This is a genomic window from Rothia santali (assembly GCF_024199905.1).
Taxonomy (GTDB): domain Bacteria; phylum Actinomycetota; class Actinomycetes; order Actinomycetales; family Micrococcaceae; genus Rothia; species Rothia santali.
Genome location: NZ_JANAFB010000019.1, coordinates 1 through 19,222, shown reverse-complemented (window position 1 = coordinate 19,222; position 19,222 = coordinate 1). Strand labels below are relative to the sequence as shown.

17 protein-coding genes and 1 pseudogene are annotated in these 19,222 nt (G+C 72.3%); 16 read left to right on the top strand and 2 right to left on the bottom strand.

Going from position 1 to position 19,222, the window contains the following annotated elements:
- Positions 1–21 precede the first annotated feature (21 nt).
- The 3 genes from coaE to uvrB all read left to right on the top strand — a co-directional run bounded on the left by coaE (position 22) and on the right by uvrB (position 4,912).
- Positions 22–660: a dephospho-CoA kinase gene (coaE, locus tag NBM05_RS08960; protein WP_254166648.1), complete on the top strand. Its 639-nt coding sequence runs from the start codon at positions 22–24 to the stop codon at positions 658–660.
- A 102-nt stretch (positions 661–762) separates the two neighbouring features.
- On the top strand, positions 763–2,550 hold the full coding sequence (locus tag NBM05_RS08955) for a BCCT family transporter (RefSeq protein WP_254166646.1): 1,788 nt from the start codon (positions 763–765) through the stop codon (positions 2,548–2,550).
- A gap of 223 nt (positions 2,551–2,773) precedes the next feature.
- The gene (uvrB, locus tag NBM05_RS08950; protein WP_254166645.1) at positions 2,774–4,912 is read left to right on the top strand and encodes an excinuclease ABC subunit UvrB; all 2,139 of its coding nucleotides are present in this window, start codon (positions 2,774–2,776) and stop codon (positions 4,910–4,912) included.
- Between the two features lie 96 nt (positions 4,913–5,008).
- On the opposite strand, the gene NBM05_RS08945 is transcribed toward uvrB, so the two are convergent.
- Both NBM05_RS08945 and NBM05_RS08940 read right to left on the bottom strand, forming a co-directional pair.
- Positions 5,009–5,242, bottom strand: coding sequence for a hypothetical protein (locus NBM05_RS08945; protein ID WP_254166644.1), 234 nt, complete (start codon positions 5,240–5,242; stop codon positions 5,009–5,011).
- A gap of 121 nt (positions 5,243–5,363) precedes the next feature.
- Positions 5,364–5,588 carry a hypothetical protein gene (locus NBM05_RS08940; RefSeq protein ID WP_254166643.1) on the bottom strand — a complete coding sequence of 75 codons (225 nt, stop codon included), beginning with the start codon at positions 5,586–5,588 and terminating at the stop codon, positions 5,364–5,366.
- 277 nt (positions 5,589–5,865) lie between these two features.
- On the opposite strand from NBM05_RS08940, the gene NBM05_RS08935 reads away from it, so the two are divergent.
- From NBM05_RS08935 to NBM05_RS08875, 13 genes and pseudogenes are all read left to right on the top strand, one after another.
- Positions 5,866–7,065, top strand: a complete 1,200-nt coding sequence (locus NBM05_RS08935; protein ID WP_254166642.1) for a TerC family protein — start codon at positions 5,866–5,868, stop codon at positions 7,063–7,065.
- Between the two features lie 221 nt (positions 7,066–7,286).
- On the top strand, positions 7,287–7,460 hold the full coding sequence (locus NBM05_RS08930; RefSeq protein WP_254166641.1) for a hypothetical protein: 174 nt from the start codon (positions 7,287–7,289) through the stop codon (positions 7,458–7,460).
- A gap of 76 nt (positions 7,461–7,536) precedes the next feature.
- Complete coding sequence (locus NBM05_RS08925; protein ID WP_254166640.1) at positions 7,537–7,731, top strand: hypothetical protein; 195 nt, start codon at positions 7,537–7,539, stop codon at positions 7,729–7,731.
- Positions 7,732–7,836: 105 nt separating this feature from the next.
- Positions 7,837–9,666 carry a hypothetical protein gene (locus tag NBM05_RS08920; RefSeq protein ID WP_254166639.1) on the top strand — a complete coding sequence of 610 codons (1,830 nt, stop codon included), beginning with the start codon at positions 7,837–7,839 and terminating at the stop codon, positions 9,664–9,666.
- A gap of 3 nt (positions 9,667–9,669) precedes the next feature.
- Positions 9,670–10,224, top strand: a complete 555-nt coding sequence (locus NBM05_RS08915) for a hypothetical protein (protein ID WP_254166637.1) — start codon at positions 9,670–9,672, stop codon at positions 10,222–10,224.
- 28 nt (positions 10,225–10,252) lie between these two features.
- Complete coding sequence (locus tag NBM05_RS08910; RefSeq protein ID WP_254166635.1) at positions 10,253–10,999, top strand: class I SAM-dependent methyltransferase; 747 nt, start codon at positions 10,253–10,255, stop codon at positions 10,997–10,999.
- A gap of 85 nt (positions 11,000–11,084) precedes the next feature.
- On the top strand, positions 11,085–11,399 hold the full coding sequence (locus NBM05_RS08905; RefSeq protein ID WP_254166634.1) for a hypothetical protein: 315 nt from the start codon (positions 11,085–11,087) through the stop codon (positions 11,397–11,399).
- Between the two features lie 38 nt (positions 11,400–11,437).
- Entirely contained in the window at positions 11,438–12,379 is a 942-nt protein-coding gene (locus NBM05_RS08900) for a fumarylacetoacetate hydrolase family protein (RefSeq protein WP_254166633.1), read from the top strand.
- A gap of 256 nt (positions 12,380–12,635) precedes the next feature.
- Positions 12,636–13,868, top strand: coding sequence for a pyridoxal-phosphate-dependent aminotransferase family protein (pucG, locus tag NBM05_RS08895; protein WP_254166632.1), 1,233 nt, complete (start codon positions 12,636–12,638; stop codon positions 13,866–13,868).
- Positions 13,869–14,154: 286 nt separating this feature from the next.
- A pseudogene (locus tag NBM05_RS08890) lies at positions 14,155–15,369 on the top strand (allantoate amidohydrolase); the annotation flags it as partial.
- 110 nt (positions 15,370–15,479) lie between these two features.
- The gene (locus NBM05_RS08885; protein WP_254166630.1) at positions 15,480–16,304 is read left to right on the top strand and encodes a MurR/RpiR family transcriptional regulator; all 825 of its coding nucleotides are present in this window, start codon (positions 15,480–15,482) and stop codon (positions 16,302–16,304) included.
- 120 nt (positions 16,305–16,424) lie between these two features.
- Positions 16,425–17,807, top strand: coding sequence for an acetamidase/formamidase family protein (locus NBM05_RS08880; protein WP_254166629.1), 1,383 nt, complete (start codon positions 16,425–16,427; stop codon positions 17,805–17,807).
- 155 nt (positions 17,808–17,962) lie between these two features.
- Positions 17,963–19,222, top strand: a 1,260-nt coding sequence (locus tag NBM05_RS08875) for an amidase family protein (RefSeq protein ID WP_254166627.1), incomplete at its 3' end; no start/stop codon positions are given.

Here is a 19,222-nt window from a genome sequence, read left to right as displayed (position 1 = left end):
GGCGGGATCGAGGAGGCTGGCGTGCTGCACATCGGACTGACGGGGGGCATCGGGGCGGGCAAGTCCACCGTGGCGGGGCTGCTGGCCGGCCACGGCGCCGTCGTGATCGACGCGGACAGGATCTCCCGGGAGCTCATGGCGCCCGGGTCGCCGCTGCTGGCCGAGGTGGCGGACGAGTTCGGGGCCGGGGTGGTGAGGCCCGACGGCGCGCTCGACCGCTCGGCCCTGGCCCGCCTGGTCTTCGGCGACGAGGAGGCCCGGCAGGTGCTCAACTCGATCGTCCACCCCGCCGTCCGGGAGGAGGCCGCGCGGCAGTGGGAGGAGGCGCCCACGCGGCCCGGCTTCCGCGGCGTCGTGGTGGAGGACATCCCGCTGCTGGCGGAGTCGGGCCAGGCGGACCGCTTCGACGGCGTCGTGGTGGTCGAGGCCGCGGAGCGGATCCGCGTCGAGCGCCTGGTGGGCCAGCGCGGCATGGCCGAGGACGACGCGCGGGCCCGGATCGCCGCGCAGGCCAGCGACGCCGAGCGGCGCGAGATCGCGACGTGGGTCATCGACAACTCGGGCGCCCCGGAGGAGACGGAGGCCGGCGTCGAGCGCCTCTGGGCCGAGCTGAGGACCCGGGCCGGGGGAGCCGCCGATTCTCCATCCGGGCGACCCTAGCCCTATCATGGTGGGCGGCCCGCCGTCTCCGGCGCGGCGTTCTCCCCGGAGGTGGCATCACGCGGGGCAGGAATCTCCCATCCCACCGCGAGGAATTCGCACGTGCTGAACAAGCTCCACGACGGGTTGGGTCTGCGCACCACGCCTGCCATCTTCTTCTACTCGGCCCTGATCGTCCTGCTGTTCTCGGTCCTGACCATGACCCTTCCCGGCCCCATGCTGGGGATCTTCGGGCAGGCCGCGGACTTCCTGATGACCTACCTCGGCTGGTTCTACATCCTGGGGGCCACCGGCTTCTTCGTCTTCCTGCTCTACATAGCGGCGAGCCGCTTCGGCCGGGTCAAGCTGGGGCCGGACGACTCGAAGCCCGCGTACTCGACCCCCACTTGGTTCGGCATGATGTTCGCCGCGGGGGTCGGCTCGCTGCTGATGTTCTGGGGGATCGCGGAGCCCATCAACCACTTCGCCGTCCCGCCCCGGCCCGGCGTCGAGCCCGGCACGCCCGAGGCGGCGATGGACGCGATCGCGACCACCGACCTGCACCTCGGGCTGTTCATGTGGGCCATCCTCGCGGTCCCGGCCCTGTGCTTCGGGTACTTCACGTACAAGCGCAAGCTGCCGCCGCGCGTCTCCTCGGCGTTCCAGCCGCTGCTGGGCGACCGGATCCACGGGCCCGTCGGCAAGGCCATCGACATCCTGACGCTGGTCGGTTCCGTGTTCGGCCTGTCCGTCTCGGTGGGCCTCGGGGCGCTGCAGCTGAACGCCGGGCTGGCCTACCAGTACGGGGTGCCGTACACCGGGCCCCTGCAGGCGGTCATCATCGCCGTCATCACCGCCATGGGGCTGGCCTCGCTCCTGTCCGGGCTGGACAAGGGCATCAAGCGGCTGTCCAACCTGAACATCATCATGGCGATCGCGTTCATGATCTTCGTGCTCATGGCGGGCACCTCGATGTTCGTGCTCCAGGGGACCATCGAGTCCCTCGGGCACTTCGTCGCCCGGCTGCCGCAGATGGCCCTGTTCAACCACACCTTCGGCGACAGCTCCTGGCTGGGCCAGTGGACGGTCTTCTACTGGGCCTGGGACATCTGCTGGGCGCCCTTCGTGGGGCTGTTCATCGCCAAGATCTCCCAGGGGCGCACCATCCGCCAGTTCGTCGTCGGCGTGCTGGGCCTGCCGACGCTGTTCACCGCGATCTGGGTCGGCGTGTTCGGGATGAGCTCCTTCGACATCGAGCTCAACGGCGGCGGCGGGCTGGTGGAGCGGGTGGTCGACGACGGCGACATCCCCGGCGCGCTGTTCCACTTCCTCGAGAACTACCCGTGGCTGCCCGTGACGGCCGTGCTCGTCCTGGTGCTGATCCTCATCTTCTTCGTGACCACCATCGACTCGGGCGCGCTGGTGATGGACTCGATCGCCAACGGCCACGAGGGCGACTCGCCCAAGCGCCAGCGCATCTTCTGGGCCATCGCGATCGGGCTGGTCTGCACCTCCGTGCTGCTGGTCGCCGGGGAGAACGGGCTGAGCGCGATGCAGAACATCATCATCGTCATCGGCTTCCCGATCTTCATCCTGGCCTACCTGCAGGTCTGGATGATCCTGCGGGCGCTGAAGGAGGACGCGGGCGAGCTGCCGCCGATGAAGACGCGGCAGTGGAAGCAGGTCCTGCCCGTGGAGGAGTACCGCCGCCGCGCGACCGACGACTGGGACTCCGTCCAGGAGTACCGGATGCGCCCGGAGTTCGACGAGGAGACCGGTCCCGAGTTCGAGACCCGCGTGCCCAAGACGACCCAGAACCGGCAGCAGCGGTCGCAGGGGGACGACGCCGGCGCCGCGGCGGGAGACGGCGGCTCGGCGTCCGCGGCGCTCGGCGAGGCCGACGGCCGGTAGGCGGGCGGCCGGGCGATGGAGGCCGGGCGGTCTGGCCGGCCCCCAGTCTGCCGGGGGGGGCCCGGCGGCCGGTCTCCCGGGGGGGGGGATGGGCCCCGGGAAGGCCGGGGGGGGGGCCAGAGGGCCCGCGGGGGGGGGGGCCCCCGCCCCGCCCGGCGCACCCCGGTCCGCTGACAGACGAAGCGCCTCGTCCGCCGGGGGCCCGCGGCGTAGGCTGGGACCCATGAGTCTGGCACAGGAAATCAAGCGCGTCGTCGCGCCCTTCGAGGTGATCTCCGAGTTCAAGCCGGCCGGCGACCAGCCGCGGGCCATCGAGCAGCTGACCGAGCGGGTCGAGGCGGGGGAGAAGGACATCGTCCTGCTGGGCGCCACCGGCACCGGCAAGTCGGCGACGGCGGCCTGGCTGGTCGAGGCGGTCCAGCGGCCCACGCTGGTGATGGTGCAGAACAAGACCCTCGCCGCGCAGCTGGCCAACGAGCTGCGGGAGCTGCTGCCGAACAACGCCGTCGAGTACTTCGTCTCCTACTACGACTACTACCAGCCGGAGGCGTACGTCCCCCAGACGGACACCTTCATCGAGAAGGACTCCTCGGTCAACGAGGAGGTCGAGCGGCTGCGGCACTCGGCGACCAACGCGCTGCTGACCCGGCGCGACGTCATCGTGGTCTCCACCGTCTCCTGCATCTACGGCCTCGGCACGCCCGAGGAGTACGTGGCCCAGATGGTGACCCTGCGCCAGGGCGAGGAGGTGGACCGCGACGAGCTGCTGCGCCAGTTCGTGAACATGCAGTACGCGCGCAACGACGTCGACTTCCACCGCGGCACCTTCCGCGTGCGCGGCGACACCGTGGAGATCATCCCGATGTACGAGGAGAACGCGCTGCGGATCGAGTTCTTCGGCGACGAGATCGAGGCGATCCACACGCTGCACCCGCTCACCGGCGAGGTGATCCGCGAGGAGAACGAGATGTACGTCTTCCCGGCCTCGCACTACGTCGCCGGTGCTGAGCGGATGGGCCGGGCCGTGGACTCGATCCAGCACGAGCTGGGGGAGCGGCTCAAGGAGTTCGAGGGCCAGAACAAGCTCGTCGAGGCACAGCGGCTGCGCATGCGCACCACCTACGACCTCGAGATGATGGAGCAGATGGGCTTCTGCAACGGCATCGAGAACTACTCCCGGCACATCGACGGCCGGGCCGCCGGCTCCGCGCCGCACTGCCTGCTGGACTACTTCCCGGACGACTTCATGCTCATCATCGACGAGTCGCACGTGACCGTGCCGCAGATCGGCGGCATGTACGAGGGCGACATGTCCCGCAAGCGCACCCTGGTGGAGCACGGCTTCCGCCTGCCCTCGGCCATGGACAACCGGCCGCTGAAGTGGGACGAGTTCCTCGAGCGGATCGGCCAGACCGTGTACCTCTCGGCGACGCCGGGCAAGTACGAGCTCTCGCAGGCCGACGGGTACGTCGAGCAGATCATCCGCCCCACCGGCCTGGTGGACCCCGAGGTGGTGGTCAAGCCGACCAAGGGCCAGATCGACGACCTGCTCTTCGAGATCAACGAGCGCGCGGCCCGGGATGAGCGCGTCCTGGTCACCACGCTGACCAAGCGCATGGCCGAGGACCTCACGGACTACCTCGTGGAGCACGGCGTCAAGGTCCAGTACCTGCACTCGGACGTGGACACCCTCAAGCGCGTGGAGCTGCTGCGCTCGCTGCGGCTGGGCGAGTTCGACGTCCTGGTGGGCATCAACCTGCTGCGCGAGGGCCTGGACCTGCCGGAGGTCTCCCTCGTGGCGATCCTGGACGCGGACAAGGAGGGCTTCCTGCGCTCCACGACCTCGCTCATCCAGACGATCGGGCGCGCGGCCCGCAACGTCTCCGGCCAGGTGCACATGTACGCGGACAAGATGACGGACTCGATGCGCACCGCGATCGACGAGACCAATCGCCGTCGCGAGATCCAGGTCGCCTACAACACCGAGCACGGGATCGACCCGACGCCGCTGCGCAAGAAGATCGCCGACATCACCGACACGCTGGCCCGCGAGGAGGAGGACACCAAGGAGCTCCTGGCCATGCGGGCCGCGGCCAACGACCACACCGCGCCGGTCAAGGGCAAGAAGAAGGCCGCGGCGTCGGACGAGGAGAACCCCGCGCTGGCCGCGGCGGCCAAGATCCGCGAGGACGGCCTGGCGGCGGCGCCGGCCGAGGACCTGCTGGAGCTGATCGAGCAGATGACCGAGCAGATGCGCAACGCCGCCAAGGAGCTGCAGTTCGAGCTGGCCGCGCGCCTGCGCGACGAGGTCTCGGACCTGAAGAAGGAGCTGCGGCAGATGCAGGCGGCCGGTCACGCCTGATCGGGCGGGCGGCGGGTCCCGCCTCCGACGACGACGGGCGGCTCACCCTCCCCGCGGAGGGCGAGCCGCCCGTCGTCGTGCGGAAGCGGTCCGTGCTCAGTGCTCCTGGCCGCGGTAGAGCTCCAGCTCCTGCCGCTCGTCCTGGGACGGCGCCCGGGAGGCGTGGATGCCCATGACCACCAGCATGAGGGCCCCGAAGAGGAGCAGGCCCTTGGTGAAGTAGACCAGGATCTCCGCCGTGGTCGGCATCGTCCACAGCCAGAACGCGAGGAGCAGCAGGGTCACCGCGCCCCACAGGAAGCCTTTGGCGCGGGAGAGGGGCGTGGACATCGGGGGCCTTTCGACGGGCGGGCGGGGACGCTGTCCGACCGACCCTACGGGGCCCCCTGGGTCGCCCCCGGGCGCTTAGCCAGGCTCAGCGACGGCGTGTCCCGCCCCGGGCGACCGAGCCTCAGTGGCCGTTGCTCAGCTCGATCTCGCTGCCGGTCCGCGGGGTCACCGCGGCCGAGTAGATGCCGGTCAGCACCATGACGCCGGCCAGGGCCAGGAAGAAGCCCATGATGATGTGGACGAAGTTCGGGTTGTCGGTCGGCATCGCCCAGGTGAAGAAGGCGACGAGGGCGAAGGCGACGGCCTTGTACAGAAATCCGCGGAAACGGGCGGCGGGGGTCTTCATGACGGGTCCTTTCGTGGGGTGCGGGGGTCCGCATAGCTTTCCTAATTTTATCCACGGAACCGCCGCCCGCGGCGCATGATCGACGAAAAAGTGCGAGCGGGCCGGGGGTTTTCCTGTATCCTTATCCCTTGAGCAAGGGAGTATCCCCTCAAACCCGCGGACGTCAGCACGATCGGCAGCGACGCCCATCCGGACGCGGGTCTGCACGGCGCCAAGCGCCGGCGCGGTGGGAGAGACTTGTGAGTATCAAGTTACCCACATCCATAGGAGGCTCCCCTTGGAGATCCCCACGATCCAATGGGTCATCACCATCGTCGTGATCCTCGGCCTGCTGGCCTACGACTTCTTCTTCCACGTGCGGAAGGCCCACGAGCCCACGCTCAAGGAGGCCGCCATCTGGTCCTCCGTGTACGTCGGCATCGCGCTGCTGTTCGGCCTGCTCATCCTCGGTTTCGACGGCACCACCTACGCCGCGGAGTACTACGGCGGCTACATCACCGAGAAAGCGCTGTCGGTCGACAACCTCTTCGTCTTCCTGATCATCATGGCCTCGTTCAAGGTCCCCCGCGAGGACCAGCAGAAGGTCCTGCTGTTCGGCATCATCTTCGCGCTGATCGCCCGCACGGTGTTCATCTTCGTCGGCGCCGCCGCCATCAACCGCTGGTCGGCCCTGTTCTACATCTTCGGCCTGTTCCTGGTCTACACCGCGGGCAAGCTGATCAAGGGCGAGGTCACCTCCGGCTCGGAGTCCGACGAGGGCAACAACTTCATGGTGCGCCTGGCCAAGCGGTTCCTGCACACCACCGACCACTACGACGGCGACAAGCTGTTCACCATCCAGAACGGCAAGCGGGCCCTGACCCCGATGCTGCTGGTCATGGTGGCCATCGGCGCGACCGACATCCTCTTCGCCCTGGACTCGATCCCCGCGATCTTCGGCCTGACCCAGGAGGTCTACATCGTCTTCACGGCGACGGCCTTCTCCCTCATGGGCCTGCGCCAGCTGTACTTCCTGATCGACGGCCTGCTGGACCGCCTCATCTACCTCTCGTGGGGTCTGGCGATCATCCTGGGCTTCATCGGCGTCAAGCTGATCCTGCACGCGCTGCACGAGAACAACCTCTCCTTCATCAACAACGGCGAGCACGTCCCGGTCTACGAGGTCGGCATCCAGCTGTCGCTCACGGTCATCGTGGGCGTCCTGGTCGTCACCGTCCTCGCCTCGCTCTACAGCCCCAAGGGCCGCGCGCTGCGCGTCATCCAGGGCTCGGAGAAGGCCGCCGTGGACTACCTGGACCTGCCGGAGGACGCGAGCGAGGAGGAGCGGACCCGCCTCGCCGAGAAGCTGCGCTCCTACGAGGAGAAGCTGCCGAAGGTCTCCCAGAAGCACCGCGACGACCTCATCGAGTCCGAGACGCACTTCCACGACGTGCTCACGCGCGCCCGCGGTGCCCAGGAGCGGCACGCGGACCGCTGATCCGCCCGGTGCCCTCGAAGGCCCCCGATCCCCGCCACGGCGGGGGCCGGGGGCCTTTCGTGTTCCCCGGCGCGCGGTGATCAGACCATCGTCGTAGATCGTATGTGCCCTGATGGATCGACCCCCCGCGGATCGCGCCGAGCCGGTTGGCATGCGGTCTCAGATCGGTATGATCCTCCGTAGACAAGGCTGGACGTGATGACGACGAGAGGACCGGACCCATGCAGAACCTCACCGCCCAGGTCAACGAGGCGCTGTCCTCGGCCCCCATGTCGGAGACCGCCCTCCGCTGCTTCCACGACGAGCAGTCCGACGTCGTGCTCGCCACCCCGGCCTTCTGGGCCGGCGGGATGGTCGTCGGCCAGGTCGTGTGCATGGCCGCCAACGACTGGTGAGCACCCGAGGCCATCAAGAAATCCGAGGCCGCCGAGACATCCGAGACCGCTGAGAACCCGACCAGGAGAGAACACCATGGACGCACTGTCTGATCTGCTCAACTCCGACCGGGCCCCCGAGGCCCTGCGCCGGGAACGGGCCGGCCGCCCGGACCTCCCGGCGGAGAACAACCAGGACCCCGTCCTCGCGACCCCGGGCCTGGCCTTCTGGCTGGGCGCGGCGTTCGGCGCGGCGACCCAGAACGGCGCGTTCGGGGAGCCCAAGGGCTAGGCCCGTCCGGCCGGGGCGTCGCCCCGGCCGCAGTCACCACCAGCCGGGGCGGCGGTGCGGGAGCTCCCGCACCGCCGCCCCGTCAGAGCGAACGGCGGACCTCCCATGAGCGGCTCCCGAGAAGTGTCCCTGTCGGAGAAGATCGGCGCCGTCATCTGCGTCGTCAGCCCGCTGGAGAGCATCTTCACCGACCTCACCTCGGACGACCGCATCCTCGTCCCCCGCGGCGACGACCCCACGGGCAGGATCCTCCGCCCGCCCGAGACCGCCCGGCCCGCGCCGGAGTCCCGGGGACGGCGGGCCCGGCGGGTGCTCCGGCGCAACGCCCCCGGCCTGGTCCAGGCGGCGGCCAACGCGCTGCAGCTGTGCGGGGGATCCGAGCCCCGGGGGCGCCGGGGCGAGCTGCTGCGCGGCGCGCTCTCGGCCGTCTCGGTGGCAGCCCAGCTGGCGAACTCCCGCAACATCAGGCTGGGGGGAGACGGCGCCGACCAGGTCTCCATCATCACCCACGCCCTCAACTGCCTCTACCGGCTCGCCCCGGACGACCGGCTGCGGCGCTACGTCCTGTCCACCGGCGCCCTGCACCTGGCCTCGTCCTACTTCTTCTCCGGGGTGGCCAAGGCCTGGGGGCACGAGTGGCGCGAGGGGACCGCCGTGCCGCGCGTGCTCAGGACCCGCTCCTACGGCAACCGGCGCGTCTACGGGCTCATCGCGGGCCGGCCCGCCGCGGGGCGGCTGGCCACCTACGCGACGCTGCTGTGGGAGATCTCCTACCCGGTCATCTACCTCGTGCCGCGCCCGGCGGCGCGGGTCCTGCTGGGGGTCTCCGCGTTCTTCCACCTCGCCAACGGGCCGGCGATGGGGCTCTGGCGGTTCGTCTTCGCCTTCGGCGCCCTGCACCCCTACCAGGCGTGGGCGCTGGACCAGGTGGAGCGCGGCACCGACGGCGAGCTGCGGGAGGTGGCCCTCAAGGGGCTGGCCGCCGTGGGCGCGATCTACGGCGCCAGCCTGCTCTACTCGGCGGTCAACGACCGGCTCGCGGAGCGCGAGGAGGCCGCCGGGGGCCGGGAGTACCGCGCCCGGAACGGGATGCGCTTCCGCTACCGGGTCCACGGCGCGGCGGGCGCGGAGCGGCTCGTCCTGCTGGAGAACGGATGGGGCGGCCTGGCCGAGGAGTGGCACTACGTGAGGGACTTCCTCCTCGCCGAGGGCCTCGGCGTCGTGACCCACGACCGCGACGTCGCCCGGCTCGTCGAGCGCGCCCGCCGGGCCGGCCTGCCGCACGAGGAGATCCTCGACCTCGTCGCCCGGGACACGGCCGAGTTCCTCGAGTGGGTCGCGCGGGAGCGGGGCGTCGAGGACGCCGTCGTGATGGGCCACTCCCTCGGCGGGGAGATCGCCCGCCGGGCGGCCTGCCTGGGGGAGTCGGGGCGCCTGCGCTCCGTGGGGCTGGACCCCACCCACCCCGACCAGTTCGTCTCCAGCCCCGCGCAGGCCGCGAACGTGCCCCAGCTCGAGGACTTCGTCTGGGGCGTCACCCGGCCCGTGCGCTGGGGGCTGTCCATGCTCATGGTCCCGCCCCTGTCCTTCGCCTCGATCCCGGCCGGGCTGAGGCGGCGGGCGCTGCGGAAGTACCGCTCCAGGAGGCACTGGCGCAACGTGCTCCGCGAGTGGGAGCTGATCCGGGGCGCCTTCGCGGGCAGGACCTCGGCGTCGTCGATCCCGGCGGCGGGGACGGCGCGGAACACCGTCGTCTCGGCCGGCCGCGGCCTGCAGGCGGGCCGGGAGATGGAGCCCCTCCACCGGGAGCTGGGGGGCGCGGGGCACGTCGTCGTCCCCGGCGCGGCGCACCACTCGATCTTCAGCAAGGCCAAGTACGCCCGGCAGGTCGCGCGGATCGTCGCCGACCTGCCCCGGCGCGGGACGGAAGGATAGGCCATGGCCGACGGAACGCACGGGGCCGCGGGTCCCTCCCGGCTGCTGGCCGCGGTGCCCTGGGTCGCGGGGGCCTGGCTCGCGGCCAGCGCTGCCTCCCAGATCCCCGCGCTGCAGTTCTCCCGCATCAGGAGCCGCGACTACCTGTCCCTGATCCCCAACTGGAAGTTCTTCGCCCCCCACCCGGCGACCTACGACCTGCGGCTCTTCGCCCGGGGCCGGGTCGCGGGGACCGGGGAGGTCACGGACTGGGTCGACGTCCACCCCTTCGCCTCGCGGGGCCCGGCGAGCGTGCTCTGGAGCCCCCGCAAGCGGGCCGAGAAGTCCCTGTACGACATCTTCTCCCAGCTCGTGCAGTCCTTCCCCTACGAGGACGAGGACAGCGTCAGGACGCTGCCGGCCTTCCACGCCCTGGTGGACTACTGCGCCCGCCGGGTGCGCGGGGAGGAGTCCTTCGCGAGCTGCTCCTCCTTCCAGTTCAGCCTGATCGAGACGGACGGGTTCCTCGAGGAGGACGCGCCCCGGGTGCTCATCGTCTCCGACGAGCACCGGCTGTAGCCGCACGACGACGCGACGAGAGGACCCGATGTACCACGAGGTGTACGACGCCGGCCTGGGCGCCTGGTACGACCAGCTGTTCCCCGAGGCGACCGCCGAGGAGACGGTGGGCTTCCTCGACGGCGCCCTCCCGGCCCCCGGGAGCGCGATCGAGTTCGGCGTCGGCTCGGGGCGCGTGGCGCTGCCGATGCTCCGGCGCGGGTGGAGCGTGACGGGCGTGGACATCTCGCCGCGCATGCTGGGGGCCTTCGAGGCCAAGGCCCGCGAGGCCGGGTTCGGCGAGCGCGTCCGGACCCGGCGCACGAGCATGGCCGAGGACACCGGGCTGCGGGGGTACGACCTCGCCTACTGCGTCCTGGGCGGCCTCGCCTGCCTCCCGGACCCCGCGGTCCAGGCGGAGGCCGTGGCCGGCATGCTGCGTCACGTCGGGGCCGGCGGGCTCCTCGTCGTGGAGAACTACGACCGGGACTTCTGGGCGCGCTCGCTGACGACGTCGTGGACCGGGCTGGGGGAGATGGGCATGCGGGACGGGGTCCACACGGCCTCCCTACGGGCCAGGCTCCCCGAGGCGGACGTGCTCGAGATGTCCTACGAGATCGGGGACGCGCGCGGCCCGGTGGACGCCTTCCTCGAGAGGGTCCGGCTGACGCCCCGGGACTTCGTCGCCCGCTGCGCGCGGGAGGCCGGGGCGGAGGACGTCCGCGTCCTCGCCGGCTGGGCCGGGGCGGAGGGGGCGCCCTCCGGCAGCGTGGTCACGGTGGCCCGGAGGGGCTGAGCGGCGGTCTTATTCTGTCAGTCCGCCCCTCTAGTCTTCGAACATCAGTTCGAAGAGCGGAGGGCGCGAGATGTCGGATCGTCGGATGGCCGAGGGGCCGGCGCTGGTCGCCACCACCTCCTCCGGGCAGCCCCTGCGGGTGGAGCTCGAGGGGCGCCGGTACCGCGTCGCCGCGGACCCGGTGCGCTGGTACGAGCGGCGCTCCTGGTGGGAGGAGGTCGCCCGGGCCCCGAGGGGGTTGTGCCCGCACCTGGTGGACCGGGAGATCTGGCGGGTCCAGGTGGCCCCGGAGCGGCCCGGGGGCGCGCGGCGTCGTCGGCCGCCGGCGGAGGCGGAGCTGATCACGATGGAGCTCGAGCGGCACCGCAACACGGGCGCCTGGAGCCTGCTCAGCCTGTAATCTGGAGCGCAAGATCCACCATCGAGGCCGGGGAGACCATGAGACTAGGACGCGCCTTCGTCGAGAGCATGCTCGAGCAGCACACCGGGATCTACACCTGGGTGGAGGTCGAGGGCCGACGCCGCTACCTGCGCGAGGTGGGGGCCGCCAGCGTCCTGGACGGCGAGCTCTTCGCCGGCGGCGACGTCGAGGCGCAGGCGCGGTACTACGCGGGCGCCGGCGTCGAGTCCCCCGAGCACCCCCGGTCCATCACCGACGTCATGCCGGTCATGCCCGGCAAGATCCTGTGCATCGGGCTGAACTACCACGACCACGCCGCCGAGGTGGGCGCCGAGATCCCCGAGTACCCCAGCGTCTTCGCCAAGTTCCGCAACGCTCTGGTGGGCCCCGAGGACCCCATCGCCCTGCCGGAGGAGTCCACGAAGGTCGACTACGAGGCCGAGCTGTGCGTGGTGATTGGCCGGCACGTGCGCCGGGCCGACGAGGAGCAGGCGCTGCGGTCGATCGCCGGGTACACGCTGCTCAACGACGTCTCCGTGCGGGACTGGCAGGGGCGGACCAGCGAGTGGTTCCAGGGCAAGAACTGGGACCACACCACGCCCTTCGGCCCGGCGGTGGTCTCCCGGGACGAGGTGGACCCCGTCGCGGGGCTGCGGATCGAGTGCCTGGTGGACGGCGAGGTCATGCAGTCCGGGACCACGGCGGACATGATCTTCACGCCCGCGCAGATCGTCTCCTACGTCAGCCGGTTCATGTCGCTGGAGCCGGGCGACGTCATTGCGTGCGGCACCCCCGCCGGGGTGGGGATGTCCAAGCGCCCCCGCCGGTTCTGGCTCAAGGAGGGCCACCGGGTGACCACGCGGATCGAGGGGATCGGGGAGATGACCAACACCTGCCGCCCCGAGGCCGAGACCGAGGAGCACTTCCGGGAGACCTCGTGGCGGGGGCCCGTGCTCTCGGGGCGCGAGGCGCAGGTCTGAGAGGGCGCGGGGCAGGGACGGGCGGCGGCCCCGGTGTTAGTGAAATCATAGTTTCAGGAAGCGACTCTCTCTGAAACATAAGTGTTACATACGGGTAATATCCAAGTAGCGTGCCCTCAGTAGGCTGAGGGAAGATCCATCGCGCGGATCGCACGTCGAGGACAGGGCGCTCGCCCCGTTCCCCGCCGCGGACTCGTCCGCCGCGGGCGGGCAGCCCCTCCCGCGACGCCGCGCCCACGACCGAAAGGTGCCCGCAGTGACCGCTGCCGCTCAGATCAACCCGCCCACCCGCCTGCTCATGGGCCCCGGCCCCATCAACGCCGACCCCCGCGTGACCCGCGCGATGTCCGCGGCGCTGGTCGGCCAGTACGACCCCTCGATGACCGAGTACATGAACGAGACCATGGGCCTCTACCGCGAGGTCTTCCAGACCCGCAACGAGGCCACCATGCTGGTGGACGGCACCTCCCGCGCCGGCATCGAGGCCGCCCTGGTCTCGCTCGTCGTCCCGGGCCAGAAGGTCCTGGTCCCGGTCTTCGGCCGCTTCGGCCTGCTGCTGCAGGAGATCGGCGAGCGCGTGGGCGCCGACGTCGTCACCATCCACCGCCCCTGGGGCGAGGTCTTCACCCCCGAGGAGATCGAGGACGCGCTCAAGGAGCACCGACCCGACGTCGTCGCGATGGTCCAGGGCGACACCTCGACCACCATGAACCAGCCCCTGGAGGGCCTGGGCGAGCTGTGCCACCGCTACGGCGCGCTGCTCTACACTGACGTGACCGCCTCGATCGGCGGCAACACCCTGCTGGTCGACGAGTGGGGCATCGACGCCGCGACCGCCGGCCTGCAGAAGTGCCTCGCCGGCCCCTCCGGCTCCTCGCCGATCACGCTCTCCGAGCGCGCGGTCGAGGTCATCCGCTCCCGCAAGCACGTCGAGGCGGGCATCGCCTCGGAGGACGAGGCGGAGCGCGGCGAGCGCATCGCCTCGAACTACTTCGACCTCGGCATGATCCTCGACTACTGGGGACCGCAGCGCCTGAACCACCACACCGAGGCCACCTCGATGCTCTACGCCGCCCGCGAGTGCGCCCGCCTGCTGGGCGAGGAGGGCATGGCCGAGGCCGTCGAGCGCCACCGCGTCAACGGCGCCGCCATGGCTGCCGGCCTGGACGGGCTGGGCCTGCAGCGCTTCGGCGACCAGGCGCACCGGATGAACAACGTCGTGGCCGTCTACATCCCGGAGGGCCTGGACGGCGACGCCGTGCGCAACGGCCTGCTGCAGAACTTCGGCATCGAGATCGGCACCTCCTTCGGCCCGCTGCACGGCAAGGTGTGGCGCGTGGGGACCATGGGCTACAACGCCCGCCCCGACGCCGTGCTCACCACGCTCTCGGCCATCGAGTCGCAGCTGCGCCTGGCGGGCCAGTCCGTCGTCGCCGGCGGCGGCGTCGGCGCGGCCCTCGAGATCTACGCGGACGCCGGGCTGCGCTAGAGCCCTCCCGCACCCGGGCGGGCACCGGTCCCGGCCCCCTGCGCTCCGAGCAGGGCGGCCGGGCCGGGGCCCTCCGCCCCGGCGGACGCCGGTCCGAGCCCAGCCCCTCCGCGGCACCCCCGCGCCGGCGGGGCCGGGCCCGACCCGCCGGCCACCATCCACCGTCGAGAAGGACAATCCCCATGACCCAGACCCCGCGAACTCCGAGCTCGCCGGCGCCCGCCGGCAGCGCACCGCCACCGGCACCGTCCCGCCCGGGGCCGGCGCGGGGCAGGACGGCGCCCGCCGCGTCATGGCCCGCTGCGACGAGGTCGCGCTGATCTCCGCCATGGACCACGGTATCGAGCGCACCTACCTCACCACGCAGCACAAGGCGCACAACCGCCTGGCCGCGCAGTGGATGCGCGCCGCCGGCCTGAAGACCCGCGTGGACGAGGCCGGGACCCTCCGCGGCCGGCTGGCCGGCGCCACCCCGGACGCCCCCGTGCTCTACCTGGGCTCGCACCTGGACACCGTGCCCGACGCCGGCAAGTACGACGGCATCCTCGGCGTGACCGCGGCGATCGAGGTCGCCTCCCGCTTCGCCGAGCGCGAGGAGCCCCTGCCCTTCGCCCTCGAGGTCCTGGCCTACGGCGACGAGGAGGGCGTCCGCTTCGGCGCGACCCTGCTCGGCTCCCGAGCCATGGCCGGCACCTGGGACCCGGACTGGTTCGAGCTCAAGGACGCCCAGGGCGTCACCCTGCGCAAGGCCATGGAGGAGTTCGGCCTGGACCCGGACCGGGTGTACGACGCCGCGCTGGACCCGGAGCAGACCGTGGGCTACCTCGAGGCGCACATCGAGCAGGGCCCGTACCTGCAGGACGCCGACAAGGCCCTGGGCCTGGTCACCTCGATCGCCGGCGCCCGCCGCATGACCGTCACCGTGATCGGCGAGGCCGGCCACGCCGGCGGCACCCCGTACGGCCGCCGCAAGGACGCCCTGATCGGCTCGAGCCACGCGGTCATCGCGATCGACCGGATCGGGCAGGAGCGCGGCGTGATCGTCACGGTCGGCGAGCTCACGGTCGTCGACGGCGCGATCAACGTCGTCCCGGGCAAGGTCGAGTTCAGCATCGACCTGCGCGCGGCCACCGACGAGGAGCGCGACGCCGCCTACGACGAGATGATCGCCGAGCTGCAGTCCATCTGCCTCGAGCGCGACCTCCAGGTCTCGGTCCACGAGCACCACCGGGCCTCGGGCGCGCTCTGCGACCCGGCGCTCATGGAGGCCATGAAGGCCGGCATCGTCGCGACCGGCGACGAGGACCCCATGGAGCTGTACTCCAAGGCCGGCCACGACGCGATGGCCATCGCCGAGGTCGTCCCCATGGCCATGCTGTTCACCCGCTGCCTCGACGGCATCAGCCACAACCCGGGCGAGTCGGTCCGGCACGACGACGTCGCCCGCGCCCTGGACGCGCTGGAAACCGCCATCGACCGGATCGCCGCCGACGCCGCCTGAGCGGCCCCGGCACCCGCGCGGACCCGCCGCGGCAGGCGCCCCCCGCCGCGGCGGCGTCGTCGCCCGGTCCGTCCCACCGCGGCCGCGCCGCACCCCTGCGAGGAGACCCCATGCAAGAGAACTCCATCGACACGAGCATCCGCGAGAACTACGACAAGCTCGGTCCGCAGGAGCGGCGCGCCGCGGACGTGATCCTCGACCGTCTCGACGACTTCGCGATCTACAGCTCCGCCGAGATCGCGGAGCTCGCCGGGGTCTCCCGGCCCACGGTCTCCCGGCTGTACCGGCGCCTGGGCTTCGCCTCCTTCGCCGAGGTCAGGAACCGGGCGCGCAGCCTGCGCGGCCGCGGCGTGCCCGTCTACAGCGAGGGCACCGACGGGCCGTCCGGGATCGCCGCGGCGCAGGAGCACCTGCGCTCGCTCAACCGCACCGTGGCCACCCCGGAGTACACGACCCTGGTCGAGGCCCTGGCCACCGCGCCGAGCGTGCACCTCATCGGCTTCCGCAACAGCTACCCGGTGGCCATGCACCTGCGCAACCAGCTGGCCCAGACCCGCAACCGCGTGGACCTGCTGCCGCTCCCGGGCCAGTCCCTGGGCGACCGGCTGCCCTTCCTGGGCCCCGACGCCCTCGTCCTGTTCATCGGGTTCCGACGCCGCCCGGCCCGGTTCGAGCGCTACCTCGACTTCTGCGTCGAGCACGAGCTGCGCGTGGCCCTGATCGGCGACCCCTCGGCGCGCGCCGCCGGGGCCCGGGCCGGGACGTTCCTGGAGTGCCCGATCGACTCCCCGGGCGCCTTCGACGACTACGCGGCCCCGATGACCCTGGTCTCCCTGCTGGCCCACGACGTGCTGCGCGCGAGCGGCCAGGACGGGCAGGAGCACGTGAGCCTCGCGACCGACGCCTACGAGGTGCTCTCCGAGCTGGAGATGTAACACGGGTGTCACCGCGGGGCGGGTGAGTTAACTCCCCGGTTACCGCCCCGAATCGGGGGCGAGACGGCCTGACGGTCTGATGGGTGTGTCACCCTCGCACCGTCCGAAAGGCCCCGCCCCATGCCGCAGCTGACCGACCACCGCGACCTCGGCGCCGACGCCGCCTCCTCCCTGATCCGCGGGCTCGGCCGGCGCCGGTTCCTCCAGGCCGCGGTGGGCCTGGGCGCGGCGGGGGCGCTCACGGGCTGCTCCGGCGCGGCCGTGGCCTCCGCACCCGGCGGGGCCGCCTCGGGCGCACCGGCGGCCTCGGGCGCGGCCCCCGGGATCCTCCAACCCCACACCGGCGAGATCCTCGGCCAGCACTACCTGACCAGCGAGCTGGACCAGGTCCTGTGGGGCTACGTCCCTACGGTCCACGCCAGCCCCGTGCTCACCGTCCGCTCGGGCGAGACCGTGACCATCGACGCCGTCTCCCACGAGGGCATCATGGAGGACCAGGGGCGGGACCCGCACGCCTACTTCGCCGGGCACGGCGTCGCCCAGGACGAGGTCCTGCTCGACGCCGCCGGGATCGCGGCCGGCTACACCCGCACCCCGCGCGACTTCGACCTCGACGGGCCGCACGTGGTGACCGGGCCCGTCGCCGTCGAGGGCGCGGAGCCGGGGGACGTGCTCAAGGTCGAGACGCTCGACGCCCGGCCGCGCGTGCCCTACGGCGTCGTGTCCTCCCGGCACGGCAAGGGCGCGCTCGGGGTCGGGAAGGACGGCGCGCCGCCGGCCGGGATCGGCGAGGACGAGGTCATGCCCCCGGTGGCCCTGGACGGGCGCGACGCCGCCGACCCGCTGGACTACGGCAACCTCTCGGTCTTCACCGCCGTGGAGGGGGACCGCGGGGTCATGCGCAGCGGCGGGACCAGCCTGTCCTTCCCGCTGCGCCCCTTCTTCGGGATGATGGGCGTCGCCTCGGCCGACGCCCCGGGCCTGACGGACCCGGCCGCGAACTCGATCCCGCCCACCCTGGGCGGCGGGAACATCGACATCCGCCACCTCGGCGTCGGCTCCGCGCTGTACCTGCCCGTCAGCGCCGAGGGCGCCCTGTTCTACACGGGGGACCCGCACCTGGCGATGGGCGACGGCGAGGTGGCCCTGACCGCCGTCGAGGGCTCGCTGCGCGGGACCTTCCGCCTGACCGTGTGCAAGAGGGGCTCCGGCGATGCCCCCTCGGTGGCCCACTCCTACCCCTTCGGCGAGACCGAGGAGTACTGGATCCCCACGGGCCTGTCCGATCCCGACGGCGCGGCCGGGCCGGAGCAGAACACGGACCTGAACGTCGCGATGCGCCGGGCCGTGGTCAACGCCCTGGACTTCCTGGAGCACGACCGCGGGATCGAGCGCGGCATGGCCTACGCCTACCTCTCCGCGGCCGCCGACTTCGCCCTCTCCCAGGTCGTGGACCGGACCACCGGGGTGCACGGGCTGATCCACAAGGCCGACTTCGCCTGAGCCGCGCCCGGCGCGCCCTCTCCCTCCTGCGCTTCCCGCATCTCCTGCACTCTGCGCCTCCCGGACCTCGCGCTTCCCGGACCTCCCGCACTCTGCGCCTCCTACGCTTCCCGCGCCGTCCCCGACCTCCCCGCCGCACCGAAAGGCCCCGCCCCATGACGCAGACCCCCGAGACCCTCCGGACCCCCGACGCCGTCTCCCGCGCCATTGGCGCCGCCTCCCGGACCTCGGGTGCCGCCTCGCGCACCCCCGGAACCGCGTTCCTCGCCCCCTCGCCGAGCCGGCGCCGCGCGCTCGGAGCCGCGCTGGGCCTGGGCCTGGCCGGCGCCCTGGCCGCGCCGGTGCGCGCCTCCGCGCCGGCCCCCGCGGATCCGCTGGCCGCACCGGGGCACTTCCCGCCGCACCCGGGGCCGCGGCGCCCTCCGCCGATGACGACGCCCTGGCCCGCATCTGGCGGGTCGCCCCGAGCGAGCTGCCCGGCTCCTCCTCGACCCGTGGGCGCCCCGCCCGCGGCCGGCGCCGCGCTCGCGGGCCTGCGGGTCGCGGTCAAGGACCTCTACGCGGTGGCCGGGCAGCGGGTGGGCGCCGGCAACCCCGCCTACCTCGCCGAGGCCCCCGCGGAGCCGGTCTCCGCGTGGGCGGTCGAGGCGCTCGCGGCGGCCGGGGCGCGTCCCGAGGGCATCGCGCACACCGACGAGTTCGCCTACTCGCTCGCCGGGCGCAACCAGGCCTACGGGACCCCTCCCAACGGCCTGGACCCGCGGCGCATCCCGGGCGGCTCCTCCTCCGGCTCGGCATCGGCGGTGGCGGCGGGGCTGGCGGAGGTCGGCCTGGGCACGGACACCGGCGGCTCGATCCGCGTCCCCGCCTCCTACCAGGGCCTGTTCGGGCTGCGCACGACCCACGGCCTGATCCCGCGGGACGGCCTCCTGCCGCTCGCGGGCTCCTACGACACGGTCGGCTGGATGACCCGCGACGCCGGCTCGCTCGCCGCGGTCACGACCGCGCTGGTCGCCGCCGCCACTGACGCGACCCCCGACGCCGCCCCGATCCGCAGGGTCCTGGTGGACCGGGCCCTGCTGGCGGAGGCCGCCCCGGAGGTCGCCGAGGCGCTGCTGCGCGAGCTCGACGCCGCCCGGGCCGCGGGCGCCGTCGTGCTGGAGGAGGTCTCCACCGGGCTGGAGCGCCACCTCGACGACTGGGCCGAGGCCTTCCGCGTGACCCAGGCCGCGGAGGCCTGGCGCGACTGGGGCGAGTGGGTCCTGGCGCACGCGGACGCCCTGACCGACACCGGGCGCCAGCGCTTCGCCGCCGCGTGGGGCGTCCTCCCGGCCGAGGAGCGGGAGGCCCTGGACGTGGTGAGGCAGGCGCGGCGGGCGATCCGCGACGTCGTGCCCCGGCCCCTATACACATCT

Coding starts and splice junctions, on each gene's coding strand:
- uvrB (WP_254166645.1), top strand. CDS start 2,774: ATGAGTCTGGCACAGGAAATCAAGCGCGTCGTCGCGCCCTTCGAGGTG.
- NBM05_RS08945 (WP_254166644.1), bottom strand. CDS start 5,242: ATGTCCACGCCCCTCTCCCGCGCCAAAGGCTTCCTGTGGGGCGCGGTG.
- NBM05_RS08940 (WP_254166643.1), bottom strand. CDS start 5,588: ATGAAGACCCCCGCCGCCCGTTTCCGCGGATTTCTGTACAAGGCCGTC.
- NBM05_RS08930 (WP_254166641.1), top strand. CDS start 7,287: ATGCAGAACCTCACCGCCCAGGTCAACGAGGCGCTGTCCTCGGCCCCC.
- NBM05_RS08925 (WP_254166640.1), top strand. CDS start 7,537: ATGGACGCACTGTCTGATCTGCTCAACTCCGACCGGGCCCCCGAGGCC.
- NBM05_RS08920 (WP_254166639.1), top strand. CDS start 7,837: ATGAGCGGCTCCCGAGAAGTGTCCCTGTCGGAGAAGATCGGCGCCGTC.
- NBM05_RS08915 (WP_254166637.1), top strand. CDS start 9,670: ATGGCCGACGGAACGCACGGGGCCGCGGGTCCCTCCCGGCTGCTGGCC.
- NBM05_RS08910 (WP_254166635.1), top strand. CDS start 10,253: ATGTACCACGAGGTGTACGACGCCGGCCTGGGCGCCTGGTACGACCAG.
- NBM05_RS08905 (WP_254166634.1), top strand. CDS start 11,085: ATGGCCGAGGGGCCGGCGCTGGTCGCCACCACCTCCTCCGGGCAGCCC.
- NBM05_RS08900 (WP_254166633.1), top strand. CDS start 11,438: ATGAGACTAGGACGCGCCTTCGTCGAGAGCATGCTCGAGCAGCACACC.
- NBM05_RS08885 (WP_254166630.1), top strand. CDS start 15,480: ATGCAAGAGAACTCCATCGACACGAGCATCCGCGAGAACTACGACAAG.
- NBM05_RS08880 (WP_254166629.1), top strand. CDS start 16,425: ATGCCGCAGCTGACCGACCACCGCGACCTCGGCGCCGACGCCGCCTCC.